This is a genomic window from Streptomyces marincola (genome assembly GCF_020410765.1).
GTDB classification, from domain to species: Bacteria; Actinomycetota; Actinomycetes; order Streptomycetales; family Streptomycetaceae; genus Streptomyces; species Streptomyces marincola.
The window spans coordinates 4,742,246-4,768,568 of sequence record NZ_CP084541.1; the positions used below are offsets into that span (position 1 = coordinate 4,742,246).

The window sequence follows — 26,323 nt, forward strand, 5'->3', positions numbered from 1 at the left end:
GCGGTGGACGCTACGCTCGGTCGGGTGCCCGTCCGACTCAGCCGCCCCGATCAGCTCAGGGAACTGCTGGGCATCCCGTTCACCGCCGAGCAACTGGCCTGCATCACCGCCCCGCCCGCGCCCCAGGCGATCGTGGCGGGCGCGGGCTCGGGCAAGACGACCGTCATGGCCGCTCGCGTCGTGTGGCTCACCGGCACGGGGCAGGTCGAGCCGGGCCGCGTCCTTGGCCTCACCTTCACCAACAAGGCGGCGGGCGAGCTGGCCGACCGGGTCCGCAAGGCCCTGGCCAAGGCCGGGATCGCCGGGCCCGACGCCGTCCCCGCCGGGGACGGCACGGAGGGGAGCGAGCCGGGCGAGCCGCAGATCTCCACCTACCACGCGTTCGCCGGACGCCTGCTGACCGAGCACGGGCTGCGCCTGGGCATCGAGCCCGCCTCCCGGCTGCTCGCCGACGCCGGGCGCTTCCAGCTCGCCGCCGAGGTGCTGCGCGCGGCGCCCGCCGACTTCGAGCCGCCCGGCGCGTCCTCCGTGTCGTTCACCACCCTCGTCACCGACCTCGTCGCCCTCGACGGCGAACTGTCGGAGCACCTGGTGACGCCCGCGGCGCTGCGCGCGTTCGACGCCGGGCTGCTCGGCGAACTCTCCGGCGTCCGGCTGACCAACGCCGACCTGCGGCAGGTGCCCGACGCCGCCGAGGGGCGCGGCCGGCTGCTCGGCCTCGTCGAGGAGTACCGCGCCCGCAAGCGCGCCCGCGACCTCCTCGACTTCGGGGACCAGATCGCGCTCGCCGCCACCCTGGCCCGGGACGTGCCCGAGGTCGGGCGCGCGCTGCGCGAGCAGTTCGCCGTCGTGCTCCTCGACGAGTACCAGGACACCTCGGTCGCCCAGCGGGTCCTGCTCTCCGGCCTGTTCGGCGGCGGCACCGGGCACGCGGTCACCGCCGTCGGCGACCCCTGCCAGGCCATCTACGGCTGGCGCGGCGCGTCCGTCGCCAACCTCGACGACTTCCCCCAGCACTTCCCGCACCGCGACGGCAGCCCGGCCAGGCACGACACGCTCGGCGAGAACCGGCGCAGCGGCGGACGGCTCCTCGCCCTCGCCAACGGGCTGGCCGCGCCGCTGCGTCAGCGGCACCCTGCCGTCGTCCCGCTGCGCCCGGCCGGCGGGGCCGAGGCCGACGGGCTGGTGCGCTGCGCCCTGCTGCCCACCCACGCCGAGGAGCTGGCCTGGCTGGCCGACTCCGTGGCCCACCGCGTGCGCACCGGCACCCCGCCGGGCGAGATCGCCGTGCTGTGCCGCACCGCGGCCGACTTCCCCGAGATCCAGCGCGAGCTGGTCGCCCGCGACATCCCGGTCGAGGTGGTCGGCCTCGCGGGACTGCTGCACCTGCCCGAGGTCGCCGACCTCGTGGCCGTCCTGCACGTGCTGGCCGACCCGACCGCGAACGCCGCGCTGGTGCGGCTGCTGACCGGGCCCCGCTGGCGGATCGGGCCGCGCGACCTCGCGCTGCTCGGCCGCCGCGCCCGCCTGCTGGTGCGCCGCCCCGGGCCCGCGGGCCCCGACGGGCGGCTCGCCGCCGCCGTCGAGGGCACCGACCCGGCCGAGACCACGTCGCTGGCCGACGCGCTCGACACGTTCGTCGACGCCTCGGGGCCCGGCGCGTCCCAGGCCGGCGGCCCGGGCGAGCCCGCCGACGGGCTGCCGTTCTCGGCGGCGGCCCGGGTCAGGTTCGCGCACCTGGCGGCCGAGATCCGCGACCTGCGGCGCTCCCTGGCCGACCCGCTGATGGACATCCTGCACCGGGTGCTCGGCGCCACCGGGCTCGAAGTCGAGCTGTCCGCGTCCCCGCAGGCGCTGGCCGCGAGGCGCCGCGAGACGCTGGGCGCGTTCCTCGACCTGGCCGCCGGGTTCGCCGCGGGCCGGGCCGGGACGGCCGTGGACGGCGAGGCGACGCTGCCCGCGTTCCTGGCCTTCCTGCGCGCCGCGGAGCAGTACGACCGCGGCCTCGACGGCTCGCTCCCCGGGGGCGGCGACACCGTGAAGATCCTCACCGCGCACAAGGCGAAGGGCCTCGAATGGGACGTGGTCGCGCTGCCCGGGCTGTGCGCGGGCGCCTTCCCGGCCAAGCCGACGCGCGACTCCTGGCTGCGCCACCCGAGGGCGCTGCCGCACCCGCTGCGCGGCGACGCCGGAACGCTCCCGGCCGTGCCGGAGTGGACGGCCGCGGGCCTGAAGGAGTACGCGGCGGCGGTCACCGACCACCTGGCCCTCGAAGAGCTGCGCCTGGGCTACGTCGCGGTCACGCGCCCGCGCTCCCTGCTGCTCGGCTCCGGGCACTGGTGGGGGCCGAGCCAGAAGCGCGCGCGGGGGCCGTCGGCGTTCCTCGACGCGCTGCGCGCCCACTGCGAGGCCGACCCCGCGCACGGCGAGGTCGAGGCGTGGGCGCCGCCGCCGGCCGAGGGCGAGGGAAACCCGGCCCTCGCGGGCGACAGGACCGAGCAGGCGTGGCCGCTGCCCCTGGACGCGGAGGCGTTCGCGCGGCGGCGGGCCGCGGCGGACGCCGTGCTCGCGCGGCTGCGGGAGGGCGTGCCGGGGCAGCGGAGTGCCGGGCGGGAGGAGGGCGACGGCCTCGGCGGGCCGGGCGGCGGCCCCCAGGGGGACGAGGACGGCCTGACGCCCGAGGAGCAGCGCACCGTCGCCTCGTGGGACCGGGACCTGGGCGCGCTCACCGAGGAGCTGCGGCAGGCCAGGGCCACGGTGCGGGACGTCCCGCTGCCCGCGGCCCTGTCCGCGTCGCAGGTGCAGCGGCTGGCGTCCGACCCTGAGGGCTTCGCCCGCGAGCTGGCCCGGCCGATGCCGCGCCCGCCGCAGCCGGCGGCCCGCAGGGGCACCCGGTTCCACGCGTGGGTCGAGGCGCGTTTCGAGGAACTCGCGCTGCCGATGCTCGGCCCGGACGAGCTGCCGGGCGCCGACCCGGAGGACGCGGCGGAGATCAGGGACGAACGGGACCTGGCCGAGCTGAAGGAGGCGTTCGCCCGCACGGCGTACGCCGGGCGCAGGCCGTACCGGGTCGAGGCGCCGTTCCAGCTGGAACTGGCCGGACGGGTCATCCGCGGGCGCATCGACGCGGTCTACCGCACCCCGAGCGGCGGCTTCGACATCATCGACTGGAAGACGTCGCGGCGGCAGGACGCCGACCCGCTCCAGCTCGCGATCTACCGGGTGGCCTGGGCGGAGCGGCACGGGCTTCCGCTGTCCGCGGTGTCGGCCGCGTTCCTCTACGTGCGCAGCGGCGAGCTGGTGCGGCCCTCGGTGCTGCCGGGCCGGCGCGGACTCGAACGGCTGCTGACGGGGGAGGATTCCTGGGAGCCGAACGACCCCGGTTAGGCTTTCGGGTATGAGCGCCACCCCGGACAACGCTGTCCAGCCGATCACCCTCACCGGCACCGGCGGCATCGACCGCGGTGCACGTCACCGCCTCGACGAGGCGTGGCTCGGGGCAGCCTGGAGCCACCCGTCGACGCGGGTCTTCGTCGTATCCGGAGGGCAGGCGCTGATCGAGGAGCGCGCGGACGGGCGCACCGAGCTGGTGCTGATGCCGTCGTTCGACGCCCCGCTCACCGAGGCCCACCGCTACTACCTCGGCTCGGACGCCGACGGGGTGCGGTACTTCGCGCTCCAGAAGGACGCGCTGCCGGGGCGCATGGACGCGGCGGCGCGGCCCGCGGGGCTGCGCGAGGCGGCGGGGCTGCTCTCCGACCGCGACAACGAGCTGCTGGTGCACGCCGTGGCCCTGGAGAACTGGCAGCGGCTGCACCGGTTCTGCTCGCGCTGCGGGGAACGGACCGTGATCGCCGCGGCCGGGCACGTGCGGCGCTGCCCGGCGTGCGGGGCCGAGCACTACCCGCGGACGGACCCCGCGGTGATCATGCTCGTGCTCGACGAGGAGGACCGGGCCCTGCTCGGGCGCCAGGTGCACTGGCCGAAGGGGCGCTTCTCGACGCTCGCCGGGTTCGTCGAGCCGGGGGAGTCCATAGAGCAGGCCGTGGTGCGCGAGGTGGCCGAGGAGGTCGGCGTCGAGGTGGTGGACGTCGCGTACGTGGCCAGCCAGCCGTGGCCGTTCCCCTCCAGCCTGATGCTGGGCTTCGTGGCCCGGGCCGCGTCGGCCGACGTGCGGGTGGACGGCGAGGAGATCGAGGAGGCCCGCTGGTTCTCGCGGGAGGACCTGCGGGCGGCGATGGAGTCCGGCGAGGTGCTTCCCCCCTCGGGGGTCTCCATCGCCTCCCGGCTGATCGAGCGGTGGTACGGCAAGCCCTTGGCCACGCCGGGCTGGTAGGTGGCGGCCCGGCGGGCGGCCGGGCCCGCGGTCAGGCCGCCAGGGCCCGCTTGACGTCGGCGAGCGAGGGGTTGGTCATGGTGACCTCCTCGCCGCCGCTCTCCGGGGCGACCACGACGGTCGGCACGGTGCGGTTGCCGTTGTTGGCCTTCTCCACGATGGCGACCGCGGAGGGCTCCTCCTCGATGTTGATCTCGGTGAAGGAGATGCCCTCCCGGTCCAGCTGGCTCTTGAGCCGGCGGCAGTAGCCGCACCAGGAGGTGCTGTACATCGTCACGGTGCCCGACATCTCTCATGCTCCTTCGTGTCGTCGCCGACCCGTCCGCTGCGGCGGGGCGTCACGCAAGCACAACACACGCCGCGGTATGAGTAATCCCCCCGGGCTGTGGACGACCGCGCCCGCCGCCGCCGGCGGACCTGGCAGCATGGCGGGGTGACCTCAGCGACGCAGCCCACCTCGTTCCCCCAGGTCCCCTCGTCGGCCGACGCCGTCCTCGACGGGCTCGATCCCGAGCAGCGGGCCGTGGCGACGACACTGCACGGACCGGTGTGCGTCCTCGCGGGCGCGGGGACGGGGAAGACGCGGGCGATCACCCACCGCATCGCCTACGGGGTGCGGTCCGGGGTGTTCCGGCCGGCCACGGTGCTCGCGGTCACGTTCACGCAGCGGGCGGCGGGGGAGATGCGCGGGCGGCTGCGGCAGCTCGGGGCGGCCGGCGTGCAGGCCCGCACCTTCCACTCCGCGGCGCTGCGGCAGTTGCAGTACTTCTGGCCCAAGGCGGTGGGCGGCGAGCCGCCGCGCCTGCTCGAACGCAAGCTGTCGCTGGTCGCGGAGGCCGCGGCGCGCGGGCGCCTGCGTCTTGAGCGCGCCGAGCTGCGGGACGTCACCGGCGAGATCGAGTGGGCCAAGGTCACGCAGAGCACGCCGGAGGACTACCCGGCGGCGGTCGCGAAGCACGGCCGCGAGGCGCCGCGCGACCCGGCCGAGATCGCGCGGATCTACGCGACGTACGAGCAGCTCAAGCGCGACCGCGGCACGATCGACTTCGAGGACGTGCTGCTGCTGACCGTCGGCATCCTCACCGACCGGCCTGACATCGCCGAGGTGGTGCGCGGCCAGTACCAGCACTTCACGGTCGACGAGTACCAGGACGTGAGCCCGCTCCAGCAGCGGCTGCTGACCCTGTGGCTCGGGGACCGGGACAGCCTGTGCGTCGTGGGGGACGCCAGCCAGACGATCTACTCGTTCACCGGCGCCACGCCCGACCACCTGCTGGACTTCAGGACCAGGCACCCGGACGCCACCCTGGTGAAGCTGGTGCGGGACTACCGGTCGACGCCGCAGGTGGTGCACCTGGCGAACGGGCTGCTCAACCAGGCGAGCGGGCGCGCCGCCGAGCACCGGCTCGAACTGGTCTCGCAGCGACCCGCGGGACCGGAGCCGCAGTTCTCCGAGCACGCGGACGAGCCGGCGGAGGCCGAGGCGACGGCGCGGCGCATCAAGGAGCTGCTGACGCCCGTGGCGCAGGGCGGTGCGGGGCTCGCGGCGAGTGAGATCGCGGTGCTGTTCCGGGTCAACGCGCAGTCGGAGATCTACGAGCAGGCCCTGGCGGACGCGGACGTGCCCTACCAGGTGCGCGGCGCCGAGCGGTTCTTCGACCGGCCCGAGATCCGGCAGGCGGGGCTCGCGCTGCGCGGCGCGGCCAGGGCGGGGGACAACGACGCGTCCGTCGCCGACGCGGACGGCCTGGCCGGGCAGGTGGGCGCGGTGCTCGCCGGCACGGGGTGGACGCCGGAGCCGCCGGCCGGCTCGGGAGCGACGCGGGACCGGTGGGAGTCGCTGCGGTCGCTGGTGCGGCTGGCCGAGGACTTCGGGCGGGCCAGGCCGGAGGCGTCGCTCGGCGACTTCGTCGCCGAGCTGGACGAGCGGGCCGCGGCGCAGCACGCGCCGACCGTGGAGGGGGTGACGCTGGCCTCCCTGCACACGGCGAAGGGCCTGGAGTGGGACGCGGTCTTCCTGGTCGGCCTCACGGACGGGATGCTGCCGATCACCTACGCCAAGTCGCGCGAGCAGATCGAGGAGGAACGCCGGCTGCTGTACGTCGGCGTCACCCGGGCCCGGGTGCACCTGTCGCTGTCCTGGGCGCTGGCGCGGTCCCCCGGCGGGCGGGCGGGACGGCGGCCGAGCCGGTTCCTCGACGGGCTGCGGCCCGGGTCCTCCGCGGGCACCGGGCGCGCGGGCGGTGGCGTGGAGCGGGGCGCGGGCGCGCGGGGGCGCAAGCCGCGCGGGCCGGTCACGTGCCGGGTCTGCGGGCGCACGCTGACCGAGGCGGTGGACGTGAAGCTGCGGCGGTGCGAGGACTGCCCCTCGACGATGGACGAGGCCTTGTACGAGCGGCTGCGTGAGTGGCGCATCGAGCGGGCCAGGGAGCTGGGCAGGCCCGCCTACGCCGTGTTCACCGACGTCACGCTGATGGCGATCGCCGAGGACGTGCCGTCGAGCGAGACCGAGCTGTCCAGGATCTCCGGTGTCGGCGCCCACAAGCTGCGGCAATTCGGGGCCGACGTGCTCGCGTTGTGCGCCGGTGAGCCGGTGCCTGCGACCCCCGGGGAAACTTCTCAGGAAACCCCGGAAAAATAGTTTGCGCCCGCGCGAGAGATCCGCATAGCGTGCTCCACGTGGCACCGGAGGAGGGTTCACCTCCCCTGGGAACCATGCTCTACTGAAGTGACACCGCACGGGGCGGACAGCCCCACCGAGACGCAGATGAGGAGGCGATCCCCGTGGCCAGCCTGATGCTGAAACTTACCGGCCGTGAGGACGTCCGTCTCTGCATGCCCGGTGGTTCCCGTCCCTTTGGCACCGCTGTGTCCGCTGTTCCGGCCGCACGTCCGGCAGCTGTCGCCCTGCGGGCGGCAGCCGGCGAGCGACCGATCCAGGCGCCCGCGGCAGCGGTGGTGGCCCGTACCGATGCGTACGCCATCACTGTCGACGCTGCCGGCGCCGGTAACCAGATCTTCGGACACCAGAAGACCCAGCTGCACACGATGTGGGCCCTCCGCGGGCTCGATCCCTGGAGCGATCCAGCCTGATCGGCGAGATCAGGTCGGCACCTTCCAGGGCCGCGGAACCCACACCGGGATCCGCGGCCCTTCTGTTTTCCGAGCCGCCGGGCACCACCGGCGGAGGACCGACGACCGACACGACACGAGGACGACAACGTGCCACTCGCGCCGTACGCCCGACCCGACCTGAGCCCACCTCCCGATCCGGAGACTTCTGTGACCCCGCTGTACACGCTGACCGAACTGGACGAGGCGATCGACCGCCTCGACGACAGTGTGCCGTGCCGTTCGTACGACCCCGAGGTGTTCTTCGCCGAGACCCCCGAGGACGTGGAGTACGCCAAGTCGCTGTGCGGGGCCTGCCCGCTGCGCGCGGCGTGCCTCGCCGGCGCCAAGGAGCGCCGGGAGCCGTGGGGCGTCTGGGGCGGCGAGCTGTTCGTCCAGGGCGTCGTGGTGCCGCGCAAGCGCCCCCGCGGCCGTCCCCGCAAGAATCCGGTCCCGGCATGAGCATCCCCGGCACCATCGGACGGCCCTCCCGGCACGGCCCGGACAGAGAACCCCACGAGAAGACGATGACGAACGACGTGGCGGGGACCCTTCGGCCCCGCCCGCAGCAAGCAAGGACACGACAAGTGAATCTCATTCCGGAAGCCATGGCCCGGTCCCATATGGCGCAACGCATCCACGAGGCGGAGTCCCAACGGGCCGCCGGGCGCCTCGCCCGGGCCCACCGCTTGCAGCGCCGGTCCCGCCGGATGCAGCGGCGTGCCGAGCGCGCCTCGCAGCGCGCCCGGCGTGCCCTCGCCCAGGCGGTCATGCAGTAAGCGGCACGCGCCTTCCGGCGGGCGGCCCGCGCGGTGGCACCCGCCGCGCCCCGCCTCCGCCGACGGCCGCGTCGCGGCGCCCCGGACCCCGAGGTCCGGGGCGCCGCCCGTTCCTCCCCGGCCGCTCAGGCCGGCTCGCGGCTGCCGTCCTCCTCCCGCGCCCGCGCGAACCCGGGCAGGCCCGCCGCCAGTTCCTCCCGCAGGCGCACCCGCGCGCCGAGCTGGCACAGCACCCCGATGGTGCTGAGGGTCACCCGGTGGATCAGCAGGTAGGACGGCGGCAGGTTCAGCTGACGCCCCAGCCGGTGCGCCGCCGACCGGGGATCGGCTATGCGGCCGGCCTGCTCGCGCAGCCACTGGCGGCTGAAGGCGAACTCCTCCACACGGGCCGGCTCGATGATCGGCAGGAGGTAGTCCAGCACCTCACGCGGGTCGAGGTCGACGTCGGGCCGTACGAACCCCTCGGCGACCAGCTGCGCGTGCACGTCCTCGGCCCGGCCGTCGATGCTCATCCGCAGCGCGGGGCCGATGGCGGGCGGCAGGCCCTCGGGCAGCCGGTCGACCGCTCCGAAGTCCATCACCCCAAGACGCCAGGACGCCACGGGCCGCCCCTCCTCCGGGACCAGCCGGAAGTTGCCCGGGTGCGCGTCGGCGTGCAGCAGTCCCGTCCGCGCGGTCCCCGAGAACAGGAACCTCGCGAGCAGCTGGCCCGCGCGGTCCCGCTCCTCCTGGCTGCCCTCCTCGATGACCCGGGACAGCGGTGTCCCCGCCAGCCACTCGGTCACCAGCACCGCGTCCCGGCAGCACACCACGTCGGGGACCACGACGTCCGGATCATCGCGGAACTCCGCGGCGTACGTCCGCTGCGCCTCCGCCTCCAGGCCGTAGTCGAGCTCCTCCGCGACCCGCTCGCGCATCTCCTCGATCAGCGGCTTGACGTCCATGCCGGGTATGAAGGGACCGAGCAGCCGCGCGAGCCTGCCCAGTTGCGTCAGGTCGGACAGCATAGCCTCGCCCGCGCCCGGGTACTGGATCTTCACGGCGACCTCCCGGCCGTCGTGCCACACGGCGCGGTGCACCTGCCCGATCGAGGCCGCCGCCGCGGGCTTCTCGTCGAACTCAAGGAACAGCCCCCGCCAGTCGTCGCCGAGCCGCTCGGCCAGCGTCTCCCGCACCGAGGCCGCGGGCAGCGGGGGAGCCGCCTCCTGGAGCTTGGTCAGCGCGGCCCGGTAGGGCCCGGCCACGCTCTCCGGCAGCGCCGACTCGAAGACCGACAGGGCCTGGCCGAGCTTCATCGCCCCGCCCTTCAGCTCGCCGAGGACGGAGAACAGCTGCTGCGCCGTGCGCTGTTGCAGCTCGCTGCCGACCAACTCGGCGGAACGGCCGCCGATGCGCTTGCCCAGGCTCCAGGTGGCCCGGCCGGCGAAGCCGAGCGGCAGCGTGGCGAGCTTCGCCGTCCTGGTCACCGCCTTGCGGGGCAGATCAGACATGTCGACCCTCCAACTCCCGGAGATGCGCCCCGAACCCGGTGCGCCGAGGCGAGCGTGGGCGAACGGCCGCGACCGCCCCCACTCGTTCATTGTGGACCCGTCCTACGGCGGCGAGGCGGCCTGCGCGGCACCGCACGGGCACTCCGGGTGCGGCTCGACGGAGTGGTGCGTCAGGGTCAGCCGCGGCAGGACGACCTCGGTGCGCTCGCTCCGCGCCTCGGACGCGGTCCGGTCGAGGAAGGCCAGTGCCGTGCAGGCGGTCAGGCCGGCGACCGCGGTGGCCAGGGCGCCGTCGCAGGCGGGGATGCCGGACCGCCGGGCGTTGCGCCACTGGGCCACGAGCAGCGGCCAGCAGGGCTCCCGCGCGGCGCGGGCGCGCAGCATGCAGCCGGCGCATCCGGTGGTGCCCGGCAGGACCAGCGGCCCCACGAAGCCGGTGGCCTCCACCACCCCGGCGTACAGGTGCGGTGTGCCCGCCTCGATCAGCTCCTCGGCCGCCGACGGGTCGGGGGCGTAGGCGGTGAGCCCGTCGCGCGGAGCGAAGATCACGAGGGTGCCCGCGGTCCGCTGCTCCTCCGCCGTCCGCCTGTCCTGCGGGCGCTCCCAGGGCGTGACCGACCCGACCACCTCGGCCGCGGCGTCGGCCCGCCGCCGGCCGACGTGCTCGGCGCGCACACCACCGGGCGCGGTGTCCTGCGGCAGCACCCGGCCGCCGTCCACCACCCGCACCCGCCCCACGCCGGCCTGGGCCAGGGCCGCCGCGATCGCGGTCCCGACCCGGCCGGCGCCGCGGACCTGCACGCGCGCGGCCCGGCGCGCGACCAGGCGCCGCAGTCCGCCGCCCGGCTCCGGATGGAGGAGGGAGAGGGAGGCCAGGTCGGGGCGCAGCCCGTCGGTGACCTGCGCCGCCGCCTCCCGTTCCGCGGTGGCGTCGTCGAGTACGCCCGCCGCGGCGAGCTGGGCGGCCACCCGGTCCGCCGCGCCCTCGCGCAGGCCCAGGGCGGTCGCGGCCTCGCGCAGCGCCGGCAGCGTGCGGGTGCCGTCGAAGAGGGTGAGGAAGCTCTCCGTAGCCGTGTCCAGGGGGCCGAAGAGCACGGAGTGGGCGGGGGTCACCCCGTAACGGACGGTGTTCCGGTCGCGCCAGCCACGGCGCAGCGAAGGCTTGATCATCGGGTGCATGGGGCCATGATGCGCAGGGATGGACCGGACGCGTGTGACGTTTTCCACAGGAAGCCGCGATAGTCCTATAAATGGGGCAGATGTGGCGCGTGTTGGTGACGGAGCGCGAAGGGCCCGAGGACGGCGGACGGGACATATCAGGCTCACAACCGGTAACGTCGACGTGTGTCCGCCGACCCGCTGAACAGCGTCGGCCCGCCGCAGCGCACGCACCCGGCGGGCCGGGTCGTGCTGGACGGGGAGCGCCACGAGCGTGTGGAGGTCCGCCGCAGCGCGCGCCGCCGGCGCACCGTCTCCGCCTATCGCGAGGGCGACCGCACGATTGTGCTGATCCCGGCCCGGATGACCGTCGACGAGGAACGGCGCTGGGTCGCCGTGATGCTCGACAAGCTCGCCGCGCAGGAGGAGCGCCGCGTCCTGGGCGACGACGCGCTCGCCCACCGGGCGGCCGAGCTGTCCGAGCGCTACCTCCAGGGGCGCGCGCGGCCCGAGAGCGTGCGCTGGGTGACGAATCAGAACGCCCGCTGGGGCTCCTGCACGCCGGCCCTGGGCAGCATCCGCCTCTCGCACCGCCTCCAGGGCATGCCCGAGTACGTCATCGACTACGTGCTGCTCCACGAGCTGGCCCACCTGCTGGTCCCGGGCCACGGCCCCGGATTCTGGGCACTCCTCGACGGCTACCCGCGCACGGAGCGGGCCCGCGGATTCCTCGAAGGGGTGGTCGCCGCCGAGCGGTTGCCCTACGCGCCCTGGGCGCGCAGGGACTGACGACTCCCTCCGTCACTGTCCGCGATAGCGGTTAGTCTGGCCTCGCCGAAATTTTGTCTCATCGGACGGGGGACGGTCGTTACGTATGGTGACCCATTTCCAGCGCGGCCAGAAGGCCAGACTCAGTGACCTCACGCTCGGGACCGACCTGTACGTCGGCGTGCAGATCACCGGTCCGGGAATGACCTTCGACATCAGCTGCTTCGGTCTCGACGCGCATGAACGGCTCTCGGACGACCGCTACTTCATCTTCTACAACCAGCCCACGTCGCCCGAGGAGTCCCTCCGGCAGCTCGGCGCGCAGGCCGGCGACACCGACTCGTTCCGCGTCACGCTCGACCGGGTGCCCGCGGCGGTCGACCGGCTCGCCTTCACCGCCACCATCGACGGCGAGGGCACCATGGCGCAGATCGCGTCCGGGTACCTGCGGATCGTGGCGGGCGGCGAGGAAGTCGCCCGCTACTCCTTCGACCGCTCGCAGTTCACGTCGGAACGCGCGGTCATGCTGGGCGACTTCTACCGCAAGGACGGCTGGCGCTTCGCGGCCGTGGGCCAGGGGTTCGACGGCGGGCTCGCCGCGCTGCTGAAGCACTTCGGCGGCGAGGTCGCGGAGGAAGAGGAGCAGGCCCCCGCGCCCGCCGCGCCGCCCGCGGCGCCGGGCTTCGCGCCTCCGGGCGGCGGCGCCCCCGCGGCACCCGGCTTCGGCCCGCCGTCAGGTGCGGCACCGCCGCCCGCGGCCCCCGCGCCCCCGGCCGCCCCCGCGCCGCCTCCCGCCGCGGCCCCGGCGCCCGCCCCCGCGCCGCCGCCCGCGCCCCCGGCCCCCGCGCCGTTCGCCGGGGACGCGGGGCCCACCCGCCCCCTTCCGGCGCAGGGTGCCCATCCGCCGCAGCCCGGCGGCGCCTTCCCGCCCCCCGGCGCGCCCGCGGGGCCTCCCGCGCCCCCGGCGGGCTACGGCTACCCGCCCCCGCCCGCGGGGCCCGGCGTGCCGCCGGGCGGTGGCTTCCCGCCGCCGCAGCAGGTCCCGGGGGCACCGCCCGCCGGGCCCGGCGTTCCCCCGGGCGCACCGCCCGGCGGTACCTATCCGCCGCACGGCGGCGCGTTCCCGCCGCCCCCGGGGCCCGGCGTGCCACCGGGCGGCGCCTTCCCGCCGCCGCAGCAGGTCCCCGGGGCGCCGGGGGCCGCCTTCGCGCCCGGCGGGCCGCAACCCGTTCCCGGCGCGCCGGGGTCCCCTTTCGCGCCCGGCGGGCCGCAACCCGTCCCCGGGGCGCCGGGAGCTCCCTTCGCGCCCGGCGGGCCGCAACCCGTCCCGGGGGCGCAGGGCACCCCCATGCCTCCCGGCGCGCAGCCGGCCGGCGGCATGCTGGCCGTCCTTGAGCAGTACAGGGGAACGGCCGAGCGCCGCCGCTGGGTCCAGCAGAACCCGCAGCTCGTGCGGGCCGACCTCGGCATCGACGGGCAGCCCGTCATGGCGCGCCAGGGCAGCATGGTCCTGTACCAGGGCGACGTGGAGTTCGGGTTCAAGGGCGGTGGCATCAGGCGCCGCATGACCGCGATGGCCACCGGCCAGGGCTTCCCCTCGATGATGCGCTGCACCGGCAGCGGCCAGGTCTACCTGGCCGAGGAGTCGGCCCGGCTGCACCCGGTGGAGCTCCAGGGCGACGCGATATGCGTCGCCTCCCAGCACGTGCTCGCGTTCGACGAGTCCCTTGAGTACGAGGTCCGCCGCATCGACGGCCACGGGCTGCCCGGTGGTTCACTGTTCGCGCTCCAGTTCCAGGGTCACGGCACGCTGGTGCTGACCACGCACGGCGAGCCGCTGGTCCTGCCCGTCACGCCGATGACGTTCGCCGACGCCAACGCCGTGATCGCCTGGTCGGCCGCCGCGCAGGTGCTCGTCGCCAACCAGGTCAGGCTGCGCCGCCAGGCGTACCCCGGCCACTCCGGCGAGACGACGCAGCTCCAGTTCCGCGGCGCCCCGGGGAACTTCGCGATCATCCAGCCCTACGAAATCTGACGGGAGCCCGTGATGGACCAACGGATGGCCGCGGGCTTCGCGCCCGCCGCACCGCCCGCCGTGCGCATGGAGAACCACGGCCCGACCATGGCCCGCGTCGCGATGCGCTCGGGCAGCGACCTGTTCGCCAGGACCGGCTCGATGGTCGCCTACGAGGGCTTCATCCAGTACGAGTCGAACCCGACGGCCCTGCGCCAGGCGGTCGCGGGACGGCTGAGCGGCGAGAGCGTGCCGCTGATGAAGTGCCAGGGCGACGGCGTGCTCTACCTCGCCGACTACGGCGCCGAGGTGGTCTGCCTGCCCCTGGCGAACGAGAGCCTCTCGATCAACGCGAGCAACGTCCTGGCCTTCGACGCGCACCTCGAATGGGGGGTGCAGCGGGTCAAGGGCGTCGCCAAGTTCGCCGGCCAGGGCCTGTTCAACCTGGGCATATCGGGGTCCGGCTGGGTCGCGGTCACCAGCCGGGGCATCCCCGTCGTCGTCGACGTCGCCCAGGCGGGCGAGACGTGCGTCGACCCCGACGCCCTCGTCGCCTGGTCGACCGGCCTGGACATGAGGGCCAAGCGCAGCTTCAAGGCCTCCTCGCTCGTCGGGCGCGGCAGCGGGGAGGCGTTCCAGCTGGCCTTCTCCGGCCGGGGCTTCGTCATCGTGCAGCCGAGCGAGGACAGCACCGACCGGCTCACCGCGCAGCCGCAGAACTGACGGGGGACACCGCATGCAGAGTCCGATCTTCCACCACACCGTGACCCCCGCGCAGGAGCGGTTCGCCCGCCAGGGGTCCCACATGCTGCGCGTCGCCCTCGGCCAGGGCGACGACGTGCTGGCCAGGGCCGGGAGCATGGTCGCGTTCGAGGGCATGGTCGAGTTCGACGGCGAGTACCAGCCGCCGGGACGCGAGCGGCGCCAGCACCAGGCGGGCGAGGCCCTACCGCTGATGCGCTGCTACGGCCAGGGCTCCGTCTGGTTCGCCAACCTCGCCCAGCACGTGCACGTCCTCGACGTCGACCACGAGGGGCTGACCGTCGACAGCTCGTACGTCCTCGCGCTGGACGCCCACCTGAGCTGGGACGTCGTCTCGGTCGAGAGCCAGTACGGCATCCCCGGTGTCGGCACGCACAACCTGGTCATCAGCGGCCAGGGCCAGGTCGCCATCACCACATCGGGGCAGCCGCTGGCCCTCCGGGTCACGCCCGAGCGCTATTGCAGCGCCGACGCGGACGCCGTGGTCGCCTGGTCCACCTCGTTGCGGGTGCAGATGCAGGCGCAGACCAGCAGCAAGCCGATCTGGCGGCGGCGCGGCGCCACCGGCGAGGGCTGGGAGCTGAGCTTCATGGGCGACGGCCATGTCGTCGTGCAGCCGAGCGAGATGCTGCCGCCCCAGCACACCTCCCACGGGGAGCAGCTGCACTTCCGCCAGGGCGCGGGGCCCGGCCTCAACCAGGGAGGCGCCTGGGGCCCCAGATGAAGGGCCGCCGCCCCGGGTGGGCCCGGGGCGGCGCACCGCCGCACGCGTTCCTCACAGCACGGCGCGCGTGCCTTCGAGCAGGCGCACCACCGAGGCGTCCGCCACCCCGGCCACCTCGTCGAACGCGAACCAGCGCAGGTCGCGCGACTCCTCGCTGATCACGGGACGGGCCCCGGCGGGCGCGACGGCCGTGTACTGGACGTCCAGGTGCACCGCGCAGGGCGTGCGGTGCCGGTCGAGGCGCGCGGGCCGCGGCAGCAGCCGCAGCCCCTCGATCCCCGACTCCTCGGTCGCCTCCCGCAGCGCGGCCCCCGCGAGCGTCGTGTCCGCCGGCTCGCAGTGGCCCCCGGTCTGGAGCCACAGGCCCAGCTTGCCGTGCAGGGTCAGCAGGGCCCGCTCCCCCGCGGGGTCCACGACCAGCGCCGACGCGGTCAGATGCCCGGAGCGGCACGCCTTCCACATGCCGTCCGGATGCGCGGCCAGGTGCGCCAGGTACGCCGCGCGCAGCCCGTCCTGGTCCGCGTCGGGCGCCTCCCACGCACCGAGCACGCGCGTGGCGTCCGCGTGCAGGCTCAACGGTCCCCTTCGCCCTTCTCGCCCGGGCCCTCGCCCTGCTCGCCCGTGCCGTCCGCGCCCCCGGCGCCGTTCTCCTCCCGCGGGCCGTCCCCGTCCTTGTCCAGCCGCGCGCCGCCCCGGCCCGCGTCCCCCGGCCCGCCCGCGGCGTCGCCCAGCATGCGGTCGAGCTCGGAGAAGTCCGCCTGGTCGCGGTGCACGAAACCGTCCGGGTCGTCCAGGTCCTCCGCGGTGGGCAGCATGTCCGGGTGCGCCCACAGCCCGTCGCGGGCCTGGGAACCGCGCGCGTCCGTCAGGGAGGCCCACAGCCGCGCCGCGTCCCGCAGCCGCCGCGGGCGCAGTTCGAGGCCGATCAGGGTGGCGAACGTCTGCTCCGCGGGCCCGCCGGACGCCCGGCGGCGGCGCAGCGTCTCCCGCAGCGCGCCGGCCGACGGCAGGTGCGGCTGCGCCGCGGCGTGCACCACCGCGTCGACCCAGCCCTCGACCAGCGCGAGCGCCGTCTCCAGGCGGGCCAGCGCGGCCTTCTGCTGCGGGGTGTCCTCCGGCTGGAACAGCCCCTGCTGGAGCTTCTCCTGCAACTCCTCGGGCCGCGAGGGGTCGAGCCCGCCGACCATGTCCTCCAGCTTGGCCGTGTCCACCTGGATGCCCCGCGCGTAGCCGTCCACCGCGCCGAACAGGTGCGAACGCAGCCACGGCACGTGCGAGAACAGCCGCTGGTGCGCCGCCTCCCGCAGGGCCAGGTACAGCCTGACCTCCTCCTGCGGCACGCCGAGCCCCTCGCCGAACGACGCCACGTTCTGCGGGAGCAGCGCCGCCTTGCCCGCGGGGCCGAGCGGCAGGCCCACGTCGGTCGACCCCACGACCTCGCCCGCGAGCACCCCCACGGCCTGGCCGATCTGGGTGCCGAACATCGCCCCGCCCATCGAGCGCATCATGCCGAGCAGCGGGCCCGCCATGGCCTGCATCTCCCGCGGCAGCACGTCGCCCATCGCCGCGCCGACCCGTTCCGCGACGGGGTCGACCAGCTCCCGCCACACCGGCAGCGTCGCCTCGACCCACTCCGCGCGGCTCCACGCCACGGCGGCACCCGACCCGGACGGCAGCGACGTGACGCCGTCGAGCCACAGGTCGGCGAGCCGGACGGCCTCCTCGACCTGCTCCCGCTCGCGCTGCCCCACGCTCGCGTCCCGCGAGCCGTCGGGCGCGCCCTGGGCCACCGCCTGCCTGGCGACGCTGCGGGCCAGCTCCCAGTTCACCGGGCCGCCCTCGTACGACAGCATCTGCCCGAGCTGCTGGAACGCGGCGCCCAGATCCTGCGGGTTCATCCCCGCGGGGCCGCCGGGGCCGAAGCCGAACATGGCCGCCAGCGGATTGTCGGCCGGCCCCTGCCCGCCGCCGCGCCTGTTGTCACCGGATTCGCCGTCCTCCGGCTCCTCCGGGAGGCCGAATCCGAATGGAGTGTTACTCACGGGAATCCTCGGGTCTGTGTCGTGGAACGGAACCAACGTGCCGGTGATTCGCTGGTCTGTGCCCCCAGCCTAGACACCTCTCGGGCAGGATGGGGCTGCGCACGTCGTACCGAATCAACCGCTGGAGAGGTCCTGTGAGTTCCCCGGAACCAGCCGTTCGCGCAGCGCGAAACGGCCCCGCCGCCCCCCTGACCGTCGCGGTCACGGGCGCTGCCACAGGGGTCGGCGCACTGCTCACCGAGCGGCTGCTGGCCGCAGACGACGTCAAGCGGGTCCTCGCCCTCGACGAGCGCGTCGGCGACGCCGAGGGCGCCGAGTGGCACACGCTCGACGTCCGCGACCCGGCCATCGCCGACCTGCTGCGCACCTCGGGCGCCTGCCGCGACGCGGCGGCCAGGGACGCCCGCGACCCCGAGCCGAGCGACCCCGTCGACGTCGTCGTGCACCTCGCGCTCGACCTCGACCTGGAGGCCGACCCGGCGGCCAGGACCGCGTTCAACGTGCGCGGCGCCCAGACCGTCCTCACGGCAGCCGCGGCGGCGGGGGTGCGGCGCGTGGTCCTGTGCACCTCGGCCATGGTCTACGGCGCGCTGCCCGACAACGACGTGCCCCTGGCCGAGGACGCCGAGCTGCGGGCCACGGCCGACGCCACCTGCGTCGGTGACCTCCTGGAGATCGAACGCCTGGCCGAGCGCGCCCCGCGGGCCCACCCGGGCCTGAACGTGACCGTGCTGCGCCCCGCGATCCTCGTGGGCGGCACGGACACCGCCCTGACCCGCTACTTCGAGTCCCCGCGCCTGCTCGTGGTCGCGGGCTCGCGCCCGCGCTGGCAGTTCTGCCACGTCGAGGACCTGGTGAGCGCGCTCGAACTCGCCGCGCGCGAGCAGGTCGACGGGGAGCTGGCGGTCGGCTGCGACGGCTGGCTGGAGCAGGAGGAGGTCGAGGAGCTGACCGGCATCAGGCGCATGGAGCTGCCGCCCTCGGTGGCCCTGGGCGCCGCGGCGCGGCTGCACCGCCTCGGCCTGACGCCGTCCCCCGCGGGCGACCTCGCCTACACGATGCACCCGTGGGTCGTCAGCGGCAGCAGGCTCTACGAGGCGGGCTGGCGGCCCGCGTGGAGCAACGAGGAGGTGCTCGCGGAGCTGGTGCACGAGGCCGCGGGGCGGCACACCGTCGCGGGCCGCAGGCTGGGCCGCAAGGACGCGGCGACGACGCTCGGCGCGGCCGGCGCGACCGTGGCCCTGGTCGGCACCGCGGCCCTGGTCCGACGCGCCCGCCGGGCCAGGCGGCGGTGATGTGAGGATGTGGGCATGACTGCGACGACGGAGCACGACCCGATCCGGCTGCTCGACATCCGCGAGGCCCCGCTTTCCGTGGACGAGGTGTACGGAGCGGTGGGCGACCCCTCCGCGGGCGGCACCGCGCTGTTCGTGGGCACCGTGCGGGACCACGACGGGCACGCGGAGGGCGTGGCCGTCACCTCTTTGGGCTACGCGGCCCATCCGACCGCCGCGGCCGAGCTGCGGCGGGTCGCCGAGGGCGTGGCCGCCGACTTCCCCGTGCGGGGGCTCGCCGCGGTGCACCGGATCGGCGAGCTGGCCGTCGGTGAGCCCGCGGTCGTCGTCGCGGTGGCCTGCGACCACCGCGGGGAGGCGTTCGCCGCCGTCCGCAGGCTGATCGACGACCTCAAGCGCCAGGTCCCCATCTGGAAGCACCAGACCTTCGCCGACGGCACCCAGGAGTGGGTCGGGGTCCGCGCCTGAGCGGCGCGGGAACCCGCTCGGCGCACGGCCCGCGACCGATCCCGATTCGTTACCGGGGAACGGGCACTACTCCGGTTGCGTAACCCGTTCCCGCACCGGAGCGTTGGTGATACGTCGCCGAGGTGGGAGGTAGGTCATGGCGGTCCTCGTATGGCTGCTGATTCCCGTCGCCGGGGCCGTGGTGGCGGGGCTGTGGAGCGCGTGGGCCACGCGCAGGAGCACCGGTGCCGGCGGGGTGTGCGACGCCGCGGGGGTGCGCGGTTACGAGGCGTTCAGGGCCGCCATGGAGCGAGCCCCGGCAGACGGCTGACAGTGCCGTCACGTACTGTCAGGACATGCCACGCCGCACCGCGACGCTGCTGACGTCGACCCTGCTGCTCATAGGGCTCCTCTGCGCCGGAGTGCTCATCAGGGTGCCCTACGCGGAGATGTCGCCGGGCCCCACGGTCAACACGCTGGGCGAGTACGAGGGCGAGCCGGTGCTCAGCATCGACGGCCAGGAGACGTTCGACGCCGAGGGCCACCTGAACATGACGACGGTCCGCGTCACGGGCGTGGACTACCGGATGAACCTGCTGGAGGCCATCGGCGGCTGGCTCGCGGACGACGCGGCGGTCGTGCCGCACGAGACGCTGTACCCGCAGGACGTGTCGGCCGATCAGGTCGAGGAGCAGAACGCGGAGGAGTTCAGCGCCTCGCAGGAGACCGCGAAGGTCGCCGCCCTGACGGAGCTGGGCTTCGAGGTCGGGACGCAGACCATCGTGGGCGCGGTCGTCGAGGGCGGCCCCGCCGAGGGCGAACTGCACGCGGGTGACGCGATCGTGGCCGTGGACGGCACGGAGGTCACCGAGCCGGGGCAGGTCGCGGAGCTGGTGACGGAGCACAGCCCGGGCGATGAGGTCGTCTTCACCGTCGTGCCCGCCGACGCGGCGCAGGCCGCAAGGGACGCGGGGGACGAGCTGCCCGAGGACACCAGGGAGGTCGTGGTCGCCACCGAGGAGGCGCCGGACGACGGCCGCGCGATCGTCGGCATCCAGGCCGGCACCGCCCACACCTTCCCGTTCGAGATCGACATCCAGCTGGCGGACGTGGGCGGGCCGAGCGCGGGCCTGATGTTCGCGCTCGCGCTGATCGACCGGCTTGAGGAGGGCGACCTGACCGGCGGCGCGTTCGTGGCCGGCACGGGGACCATCGACAACGAGGGCACGGTCGGCCCGATCGGCGGGGTGTCCATGAAGACGATCGCGGCGAGGGAGGCGGGCGCCGAGTTCTTCCTGACCCCCGAGGAGAACTGCGCGGCAGCCGCCGAGGACGCCCCCGACGGGCTGACCCTGATCGAGGTCGGCACGCTCGACGACGCGCTCGCCGCCCTGGCCGACATCCGGGCGGGCGACACGGACGGCCTGCCGCGGTGCGCCGCCGGCTAGGCGGCGGCCCGCCGCGGGACCGCCCGCGCCGCGCCCCGGCCCCGCGCGCGGCGGGACGCGGCGGCGCGGCGGCGCGGGCTCACTCCGCGAACGTCGCGGCCAGCGCGTCGGCCAGGCCCGGCACCAGGTCGGGCCCGGTGAGCACTTCGGTGGCCGTGTCCTTCTCGCGCAGCCGCACGGCCGACTCGCGGCGCCCGTCCCGCAGCACGGCCACGGTCAGCCGCACCTCCTGCCGTTCCGGGTGCTCGGCGACCCACCGGGTCAGCTCGGGGCCGGGGAGGCCGTCCGGCATGGTGGCCTCGGCGGCCGGCGGCAGCATCAGCCGTTCGAGGGTCATCGCACAGCCGGCGACGGCGCCCGGCCACGCGATCGTCGCGAGGAACTCGTCGAGGGGCGCGCCCTGGGGCAACTCGTCCTGCTCCACCGGCGTCAGGCCGCTGGAGCCGCCGAGGTCGAGCTGTTCCGCGAGCCCGGGCTCCTCGGCCCGCAGCCGGTCGGTGTCCACGAGGGCGAACAGCTGGGCGGGCCGGTCCCAGCCGAGACCGGCGGCGTACTCGTCGATTTCCAGCACGGCCCGGGTGAGCGCGGTGGCGGCGGGCGGAGTTCCCGGTACGTCGGGAGGAGTGGTGTCCATGGGCATATCGTGCCGTCCCGCACCCCAGAACCGGGAACTGAGTAAAGCTTGAGTAAGTTAGTCGGGTGGGCCGTTCCCATGGTCCGCCTGGCCGAAGACCCTGCGAATCGTTGAGGTGCGCGCGTTGGCTTTCCAGATGCCGGACCGGGGCTCGGGACGTGGCCCCCATGGTCCGAACGGGCCGAGAGGCCCCAGAGGTCCCAGAGGTCCCGGCGGACCGTTCAACGTCGGCCGGCCGTCGAGAGGCGCCAAGACGCTGCTGATCACGGCGGCGATCCTGGCCGGACTCGCCATCCTGTTCGCGATGTTCGCCGGGTTCTGGACCGACTGGCTCTGGTTCCGCTCGGTCGACTACACGAGCGTCTACCGCACCCAGCTGCTGACCCGCGTGAGCATGTTCGCCGCGTTCGGCGTACTGATGGCGCTCGCCGTCGGGTTCAACATCTGGCTGGCGCACCGGCTGCGCCCGCCGCTGAGCGCGATGTCGATGGAGCAGCAGAACCTGGACCGCTACCGCACCAGCATCGCGCCGTACAAGCGCTGGGTGCTGCTCGCGGCGGCCCTGGTGATCGGTCTCATCGCCGGCGGTTCGGCCTCCAGCCAGTGGCGCACCTGGCTCCAGTGGGTCAACGGCACGTCGTTCGGTGTCACGGACCCGCAGTTCAACATGGACGTCGGGTTCTATGCGTTCGACTACCCGTTCTACCGCTTCCTGCTGGGCTTCGGGTTCGCCCTGGTCGTCCTGTCGACGCTGGCCGCCGCGCTGACGCACTACCTGTACGGCGGGGTGCGGCTGACGACGCCGGGGAGCCGCATCACGCCCGCGGCCACCGGCCACCTGTCGGTGCTGCTCGGCCTGTTCGTGGCGCTCAAGGCGGTGGCGTACTGGCTGGACCGGTACGGACTCGCGCTCAAGAGCGGCGACTTCAGGAACGCCGACGGCTGGACGGGCCTGCGCTTCGTCGACGCGAACGCGTACCTGCCGGCCAAGACGATCCTGACGATCATCGCGGCGATCTGCGCGGTGCTCTTCTTCCTGACGCTGTGGCGGCGCGGCTGGCAGCTGCCGGTCATCGGCCTCGGCCTCATGGTGCTCTCCGCGGTCCTGATCGGCGGCGTCTACCCGGCGCTCGTCCAGCAGTTCCAGGTCCGGCCGAACGAGCAGGCCAAGGAGACCGAGTACATCAACAAGCACATGGAGTCCACGAAGGACGCCTATGACATCGCGGACGCGCAGATCGAGGACTATTCGGGGACGAGCGAGGCGGAGCCGGAGACCCTGCGCAACGCCGTGAACACCACGGCCAGCATCCGGCTGCTCGACCCGAGCGTGGTCTCGCCCGCGTTCCAGCAGATCCAGCAGGTCCGCGGCTACTACCAGTTCCCCGCCACCCTCGACGTCGACCGCTACCCGACCGAGGACGGCGACCAGGACACCGTGGTCGGTCTGCGCGAGATGAACGTGAACCAGCTCCCCGAGCGGAACTGGATCAACGAGCACTTCCGCTACACGCACGGCTTCGGCATGGTCGCCGCGAGCGGCACCGAGGTCCAGGAGAACGGCCAGCCGTCGTTCACCGAGCAGGACCTGCCGCCGTCCGGCGAACTGCCGGACTACGAGCCGAGGATCTACTTCGGCGAGTACACCACCCAGTACTCGATCGTGGGCGGTCCGCAGCGGGAGATCGACTACGCCGGCGAGGACGGCGAGGTCGAGTACAGCTACTCGGGCGACGCGGGCGTCTCCCTGAGCAACTGGTTCAACCGCGCCGCCTACGCGCTGACGATGGGCGAGCCGCAGATCCTGTACTCGGGGGCGATCGGCGAGGGCTCGCAGATCCTCTACAACAGGACGCCCAAGGAGCGCGTCGAGGCGGTGGCCCCGTGGCTGACGATCGACGGCGACCCCTACCCGGCGGTCGTCGACGGCAGGATCCAGTGGATCATCGACGCCTACACCACGACGAGCGGCTATCCGTACTCGGCGCGGACGACGCTCGGTGACGCGACGGAGACCTCCCTCACGGAGAACCAGGGCGAGGTCATCGCCCAGGAGAACCGGGTCAACTACATCCGCAACTCCGTGAAGGCCACCGTCGACGCCTACAGCGGCGAGGTCGTCCTCTACGAGTGGGACGAGCAGGACCCGGTGCTCCAGACCTGGCGCAAGGCGTTCCCCGACGTGGTGCAGGACCGCGACCAGATCAGCGACGAGCTGCTCGACCACCTGCGCTACCCGCAGGACCTGTTCAACGTCCAGCGCGATCTGCTCCAGCGGTACCACGTGGACAACCCGGCGCAGTTCTACAGCGGTTCCGAGCGGTGGGAGGTGCCGGACGACCCGACGCACCAGGGCCAGTCCGTCCCGCCGTACTACCTGAGCATGAAGATGCCGGACCAGGAGGAGCAGGTCTTCTCGCTGACGACGACGTTCACGCCGCTCAACAGGGACACGCTCGCCGCCTACATGGCGGTCGAGGCGGACGCCAGGAGCGAGGACTACGGCACGATGAGAGTGCTGACCCTGCCGTCGACGACGACGGTCTGGGGTCCGCAACAGGTGCAGAGCCGGTTCAACTCCGATCCCGAGATCGCGGAGAGCATCAACCTGCTGAGACGCGGGGACTCCGAGGTCGAGTACGGCAACCTGCTGACCGTGCCACTTGAGGGCGGCCTGCTGTACGTCGAGCCGGTGTACGTGCGCGGCGCGGGGCAGAACTACCCGCTGCTGCAACGGGTGCTGGTCGCCTACGGCGAGGAGATCGTCTTCGAGAGATCACTCGACAGGGCACTGGACGTGGTGTTCGGCGTCACCGAGGAGGGTGAGGACCCGGGCGAGGGCGATCAGCCGCCACCGGACGAGGGCGACGCCCCGCCGACGGAGGATGGCAACCTCCAGGAGACCATCGACGAGGCCGAGGCGGCCTGGCAGGAGAGCCAGGACGCGCTCGCGGAGGGCGACTGGCAGGCCTACGGCGAGGCCCAGGGCCGGCTTGAGGACGCGCTCGCGCGCCTGTCGGAGCTTGAGTCCGGGCGCAACGAGCAGGACGAGACGCCGCCCGACCAGGAGAACGCCCCCGAGGGCGGCAACGACAACCCCGCCGAGGGTGACAACGGGGCCGGTGGCGAAGGCGGCGATGCCGCCGAGGAAGGCGGTGGGGGGTCGGCCGACGCCTAGTCGGAACGGCCCGCCCGGCCGCCCCGGCCGGTAGCCCGAGGAAGGGTCCGCGCGTCCTGGTGACCGCGGGCCCTTCCCCGTTGTCCGCTCTCCCCCCGCCCGCCGGCTGTCCCCTTCCCGCCCGCCGCCCGCGCCTTCCTCCCGCCCGCCGGCTGTGTCTCTCCCGCCCGCCGGCTGTGTCTCTCCCGCCCGCCACCCGTGCCCTTCCCGCCCGCCACCCGGCGTATCGCGCCACCGTCTCCGCGGCGATCAGGCCATCAACCCTGGGCACACGTTCGGAGTTTGCGGCGACCGCGCGCTGACCTGCCGCAACCGCTCCGGGGCCATACTGCGTGTCGAAACCTGCACAACTCTCTGCGTCCCGACGTGTTTGGGTGTATCCATATCGGGAAGTCGACAAACCGCTGAAGTGACTTCACTGGCTGCGGTATACCAGGTGTACGCAGGTTTCAGGTGGTGCGACTATGGACCTTATGGGGGACAGTGCGAGGTTCGAGAGGAGCCGTGCGGCTGCGCACGAGGGCGTACAGCTGTTGCGCCTGGGGGATCTGGAACGCGCGGAGGCGCCGCTGCGCGCCGCCGCCACGGCGGGCGTGCGCTCCGCCGCCAACAATCTCGGAGTGCTGCTGCACCAGTCGGGACGCTGCCAGGAGGCGGCCGAGTGGTGGCGGATCGCCGCCGTCGCGGGCTCGGCTCCGGCCGCGCACGCGCTGGGGCGCCACCGGCGCGAGCTGGGGGACGAGACGGCGGCCGAGTACTGGCTGAGGCAGGCGGCGGAGTGCGGCCACGCGTCGGGTTCCTACGCGCTGGCCGACCTGCTCGACCACCGGGGAGCGCCGGAGGCGGAGCGGTGGTTCCGCGCCGCGGCCGAACGCGGGCACCGCGAGGGCGCGTACCGCTACGCCTGCCTGCTCGCCGAGCGCGGGACGGGCACGGCCGAGCCCTGGTTCCGGCAGGCGGCGGCCCGCGGGCACCGCGGGGCGTCCCTGCGGCTCGGCGCGCTCCTTGAGGCGCGCGGCGAGACGGAGGAGGCGGGCCGCTGGTACCTGGAGGCCGCGGAGGCGGGCGAGGCGCGCGCCGCGAGCGCGCTCGGCTTCCTGCTCCGCGACGCGGGCGACGCGGCCGGAGCGGAACGCTGGTGGCGCGCCGCGGCGCTCGACGGCGACGGCCCGGCGGCCAACGCGCTGGGCGCGCTGCACGCGGAGCGCGGCGAGCGCCAGGAGGCGCAGCGCTGGTACGCCGCCGCACTGGAGGCCGGCGACGTCAACGGCGCGTTCAACCTGGGGCTGCTGTGCGCCGCGCAGGGCCGTACCGCGCAGGCGGAGCAGTGGTACCGGCGCGCGGCGTACGAGGGGCACAGGGAGGCGTGCAACGCGCTCGCGGTGCTGCTCCTCCAGCGCGGTGACGCGGCGGGCGCCGAGCCGTGGTTCTCCAAGGCGGCGGAGGCGGGGAGCGTCGACGCGGCGTTCAACCTGGGCATCCTGCACGCCGGCCGCGACGACGCGACCCGGGCGCGGCACTGGTACGAGCAGGCCGCCGCGGCGGGGCACGCGGAGGCGGCCCTCCAGATCGCCGTGGAGCTGCTGCGGGCCGGCGAGGAGGAGCGGGCCGGGGAGTACCTGCGGCGGGCCGCCGAGGGCGGCAGCGTCGAGGGGGCGTTCCGCCTCGCGCTGCTCCTGGAGCGGGGCGGCGAGGCCGAGGAGGCCCAGACCTGGCTGACCCGGGCCGCGGAGCAGGGGCACCGGCGCGCGCAGGTGCGCCTCGGCATGCTGGTGGCGGCGGCGGGCGACGTGGTCGGGGCGGCGCGCTGGTACCGCGAGGCGGCGGAGGCCGGCAGCCCCAACGGGGCGTTCAACCTCGGGCTGCTGCTGGCCAGGGAGGGCAGCGAGCCGGAGGCGGCGCTGTGGTGGACGCGCGCGGCCGAGGCCGGGCACGGCCGCGCGGCGCTGCGGCTCGCGCTGCTCGCGTCGCGGCGCGGTGACCTGGCGGGCGGCGGCACGTGGTGCACGCGGGCGATGGAACTGGGCCCGCCCGAGGTGTCGGAGCGCGCCGCGCGCCTGCGCGACGCGCTGCGTCAGGAGCTGACGGCCTGAACGCGCGCCGGGCGGGCGGGCGTTCGCCCGGCGGGCGCGCGGCG

At 74.6% G+C, this 26,323-nt stretch carries 22 protein-coding genes; 16 read left to right on the forward strand and 6 right to left on the reverse strand.

What is annotated here, in order from left to right; all coding sequences use genetic code 11:
- Positions 1-24 precede the first annotated feature (24 nt).
- Positions 25-3,387 carry an ATP-dependent helicase gene (locus LC193_RS20925; protein ID WP_226076424.1) on the forward strand — a complete coding sequence of 1,121 codons (3,363 nt, stop codon included), beginning with the start codon at positions 25-27 and terminating at the stop codon, positions 3,385-3,387.
- 10 nt (positions 3,388-3,397) lie between these two features.
- Positions 3,398-4,336 carry an NAD(+) diphosphatase gene (nudC, locus tag LC193_RS20930; RefSeq protein ID WP_226076426.1) on the forward strand — a complete coding sequence of 313 codons (939 nt, stop codon included), beginning with the start codon at positions 3,398-3,400 and terminating at the stop codon, positions 4,334-4,336.
- 31 nt (positions 4,337-4,367) lie between these two features.
- On the opposite strand, the gene LC193_RS20935 is transcribed toward nudC, so the two are convergent.
- Positions 4,368-4,625: a glutaredoxin domain-containing protein gene (locus LC193_RS20935; RefSeq protein WP_226076428.1), complete on the reverse strand. Its 258-nt coding sequence runs from the start codon at positions 4,623-4,625 to the stop codon at positions 4,368-4,370.
- 144 nt (positions 4,626-4,769) lie between these two features.
- On the opposite strand from LC193_RS20935, the gene LC193_RS20940 reads away from it, so the two are divergent.
- The 4 genes from LC193_RS20940 to LC193_RS20955 all read left to right on the forward strand — a co-directional run bounded on the left by LC193_RS20940 (position 4,770) and on the right by LC193_RS20955 (position 8,226).
- Complete coding sequence (locus tag LC193_RS20940) at positions 4,770-6,977, forward strand: ATP-dependent DNA helicase UvrD2 (protein ID WP_226076430.1); 2,208 nt, start codon at positions 4,770-4,772, stop codon at positions 6,975-6,977.
- Positions 6,978-7,120: 143 nt separating this feature from the next.
- Positions 7,121-7,429 (forward strand): hypothetical protein, encoded by a 309-nt coding sequence (locus tag LC193_RS20945; RefSeq protein WP_318842174.1) that lies wholly within the window; start codon positions 7,121-7,123, stop codon positions 7,427-7,429.
- Positions 7,430-7,558: 129 nt separating this feature from the next.
- Positions 7,559-7,909, forward strand: a complete 351-nt coding sequence (locus LC193_RS20950; protein ID WP_318842175.1) for a WhiB family transcriptional regulator — start codon at positions 7,559-7,561, stop codon at positions 7,907-7,909.
- Entirely contained in the window at positions 7,906-8,226 is a 321-nt protein-coding gene (locus LC193_RS20955; RefSeq protein WP_226076432.1) for a hypothetical protein, read from the forward strand. Before LC193_RS20950 ends, LC193_RS20955 begins: the two co-directional genes overlap by 4 nt.
- Before the next feature lie 125 nt (positions 8,227-8,351).
- Here the strand turns inward: LC193_RS20955 and LC193_RS20960 are convergent, their stop codons facing one another.
- Together LC193_RS20960 and LC193_RS20965 are read right to left on the reverse strand one after the other, a co-directional pair.
- Positions 8,352-9,716, reverse strand: coding sequence for an ABC1 kinase family protein (locus LC193_RS20960; protein ID WP_226076434.1), 1,365 nt, complete (start codon positions 9,714-9,716; stop codon positions 8,352-8,354).
- 102 nt (positions 9,717-9,818) lie between these two features.
- On the reverse strand, positions 9,819-10,895 hold the full coding sequence (locus tag LC193_RS20965; RefSeq protein ID WP_226076436.1) for a ThiF family adenylyltransferase: 1,077 nt from the start codon (positions 10,893-10,895) through the stop codon (positions 9,819-9,821).
- Positions 10,896-11,060: 165 nt separating this feature from the next.
- On the opposite strand from LC193_RS20965, the gene LC193_RS20970 reads away from it, so the two are divergent.
- The 4 genes from LC193_RS20970 (at position 11,061) to LC193_RS20985 (ending at position 15,142) form a co-directional block, all read left to right on the forward strand.
- Positions 11,061-11,663, forward strand: coding sequence for a M48 metallopeptidase family protein (locus tag LC193_RS20970; RefSeq protein WP_226076438.1), 603 nt, complete (start codon positions 11,061-11,063; stop codon positions 11,661-11,663).
- Between the two features lie 85 nt (positions 11,664-11,748).
- Positions 11,749-13,677 (forward strand): TerD family protein, encoded by a 1,929-nt coding sequence (locus LC193_RS20975; protein WP_226076439.1) that lies wholly within the window; start codon positions 11,749-11,751, stop codon positions 13,675-13,677.
- 12 nt (positions 13,678-13,689) lie between these two features.
- Positions 13,690-14,379, forward strand: coding sequence for an AIM24 family protein (locus tag LC193_RS20980; RefSeq protein WP_226076440.1), 690 nt, complete (start codon positions 13,690-13,692; stop codon positions 14,377-14,379).
- Positions 14,380-14,392: 13 nt separating this feature from the next.
- The gene (locus tag LC193_RS20985; RefSeq protein ID WP_226076441.1) at positions 14,393-15,142 is read left to right on the forward strand and encodes an AIM24 family protein; all 750 of its coding nucleotides are present in this window, start codon (positions 14,393-14,395) and stop codon (positions 15,140-15,142) included.
- A 51-nt stretch (positions 15,143-15,193) separates the two neighbouring features.
- Here LC193_RS20985 and LC193_RS20990 read toward each other — a convergent pair whose 3' ends face one another.
- Both LC193_RS20990 and LC193_RS20995 read right to left on the reverse strand, forming a co-directional pair.
- Positions 15,194-15,718, reverse strand: a complete 525-nt coding sequence (locus LC193_RS20990) for an NUDIX hydrolase (RefSeq protein WP_226076444.1) — start codon at positions 15,716-15,718, stop codon at positions 15,194-15,196.
- Positions 15,715-17,184: a zinc-dependent metalloprotease gene (locus LC193_RS20995; RefSeq protein WP_226076445.1), complete on the reverse strand. Its 1,470-nt coding sequence runs from the start codon at positions 17,182-17,184 to the stop codon at positions 15,715-15,717. The genes LC193_RS20990 and LC193_RS20995 overlap by 4 nt, the downstream gene beginning before the upstream one ends.
- A gap of 134 nt (positions 17,185-17,318) precedes the next feature.
- On the opposite strand from LC193_RS20995, the gene LC193_RS21000 reads away from it, so the two are divergent.
- The 4 genes from LC193_RS21000 (at position 17,319) to LC193_RS21015 (ending at position 20,374) form a co-directional block, all read left to right on the forward strand.
- On the forward strand, positions 17,319-18,479 hold the full coding sequence (locus LC193_RS21000; RefSeq protein WP_226076447.1) for an NAD-dependent epimerase/dehydratase family protein: 1,161 nt from the start codon (positions 17,319-17,321) through the stop codon (positions 18,477-18,479).
- Positions 18,480-18,494: 15 nt separating this feature from the next.
- Positions 18,495-18,947, forward strand: a complete 453-nt coding sequence (locus tag LC193_RS21005; RefSeq protein ID WP_226076449.1) for a molybdenum cofactor biosynthesis protein MoaE — start codon at positions 18,495-18,497, stop codon at positions 18,945-18,947.
- A gap of 136 nt (positions 18,948-19,083) precedes the next feature.
- Positions 19,084-19,257, forward strand: coding sequence for a hypothetical protein (locus tag LC193_RS21010; RefSeq protein ID WP_171987683.1), 174 nt, complete (start codon positions 19,084-19,086; stop codon positions 19,255-19,257).
- Between the two features lie 25 nt (positions 19,258-19,282).
- Positions 19,283-20,374: a YlbL family protein gene (locus LC193_RS21015; RefSeq protein ID WP_226076451.1), complete on the forward strand. Its 1,092-nt coding sequence runs from the start codon at positions 19,283-19,285 to the stop codon at positions 20,372-20,374.
- A 79-nt stretch (positions 20,375-20,453) separates the two neighbouring features.
- On the opposite strand, the gene LC193_RS21020 is transcribed toward LC193_RS21015, so the two are convergent.
- Complete coding sequence (locus LC193_RS21020; protein WP_086158215.1) at positions 20,454-21,008, reverse strand: PPA1309 family protein; 555 nt, start codon at positions 21,006-21,008, stop codon at positions 20,454-20,456.
- 136 nt (positions 21,009-21,144) lie between these two features.
- Between LC193_RS21020 and LC193_RS21025 the strand changes: the two genes are divergently transcribed.
- Together LC193_RS21025 and LC193_RS21030 are read left to right on the forward strand one after the other, a co-directional pair.
- Positions 21,145-24,186 (forward strand): UPF0182 family membrane protein, encoded by a 3,042-nt coding sequence (locus LC193_RS21025; RefSeq protein ID WP_404819551.1) that lies wholly within the window; start codon positions 21,145-21,147, stop codon positions 24,184-24,186.
- Positions 24,187-24,659: 473 nt separating this feature from the next.
- Positions 24,660-26,279 carry a tetratricopeptide repeat protein gene (locus LC193_RS21030; RefSeq protein ID WP_226076455.1) on the forward strand — a complete coding sequence of 540 codons (1,620 nt, stop codon included), beginning with the start codon at positions 24,660-24,662 and terminating at the stop codon, positions 26,277-26,279.
- The last annotated feature ends 44 nt before the right edge of the window (positions 26,280-26,323 follow it).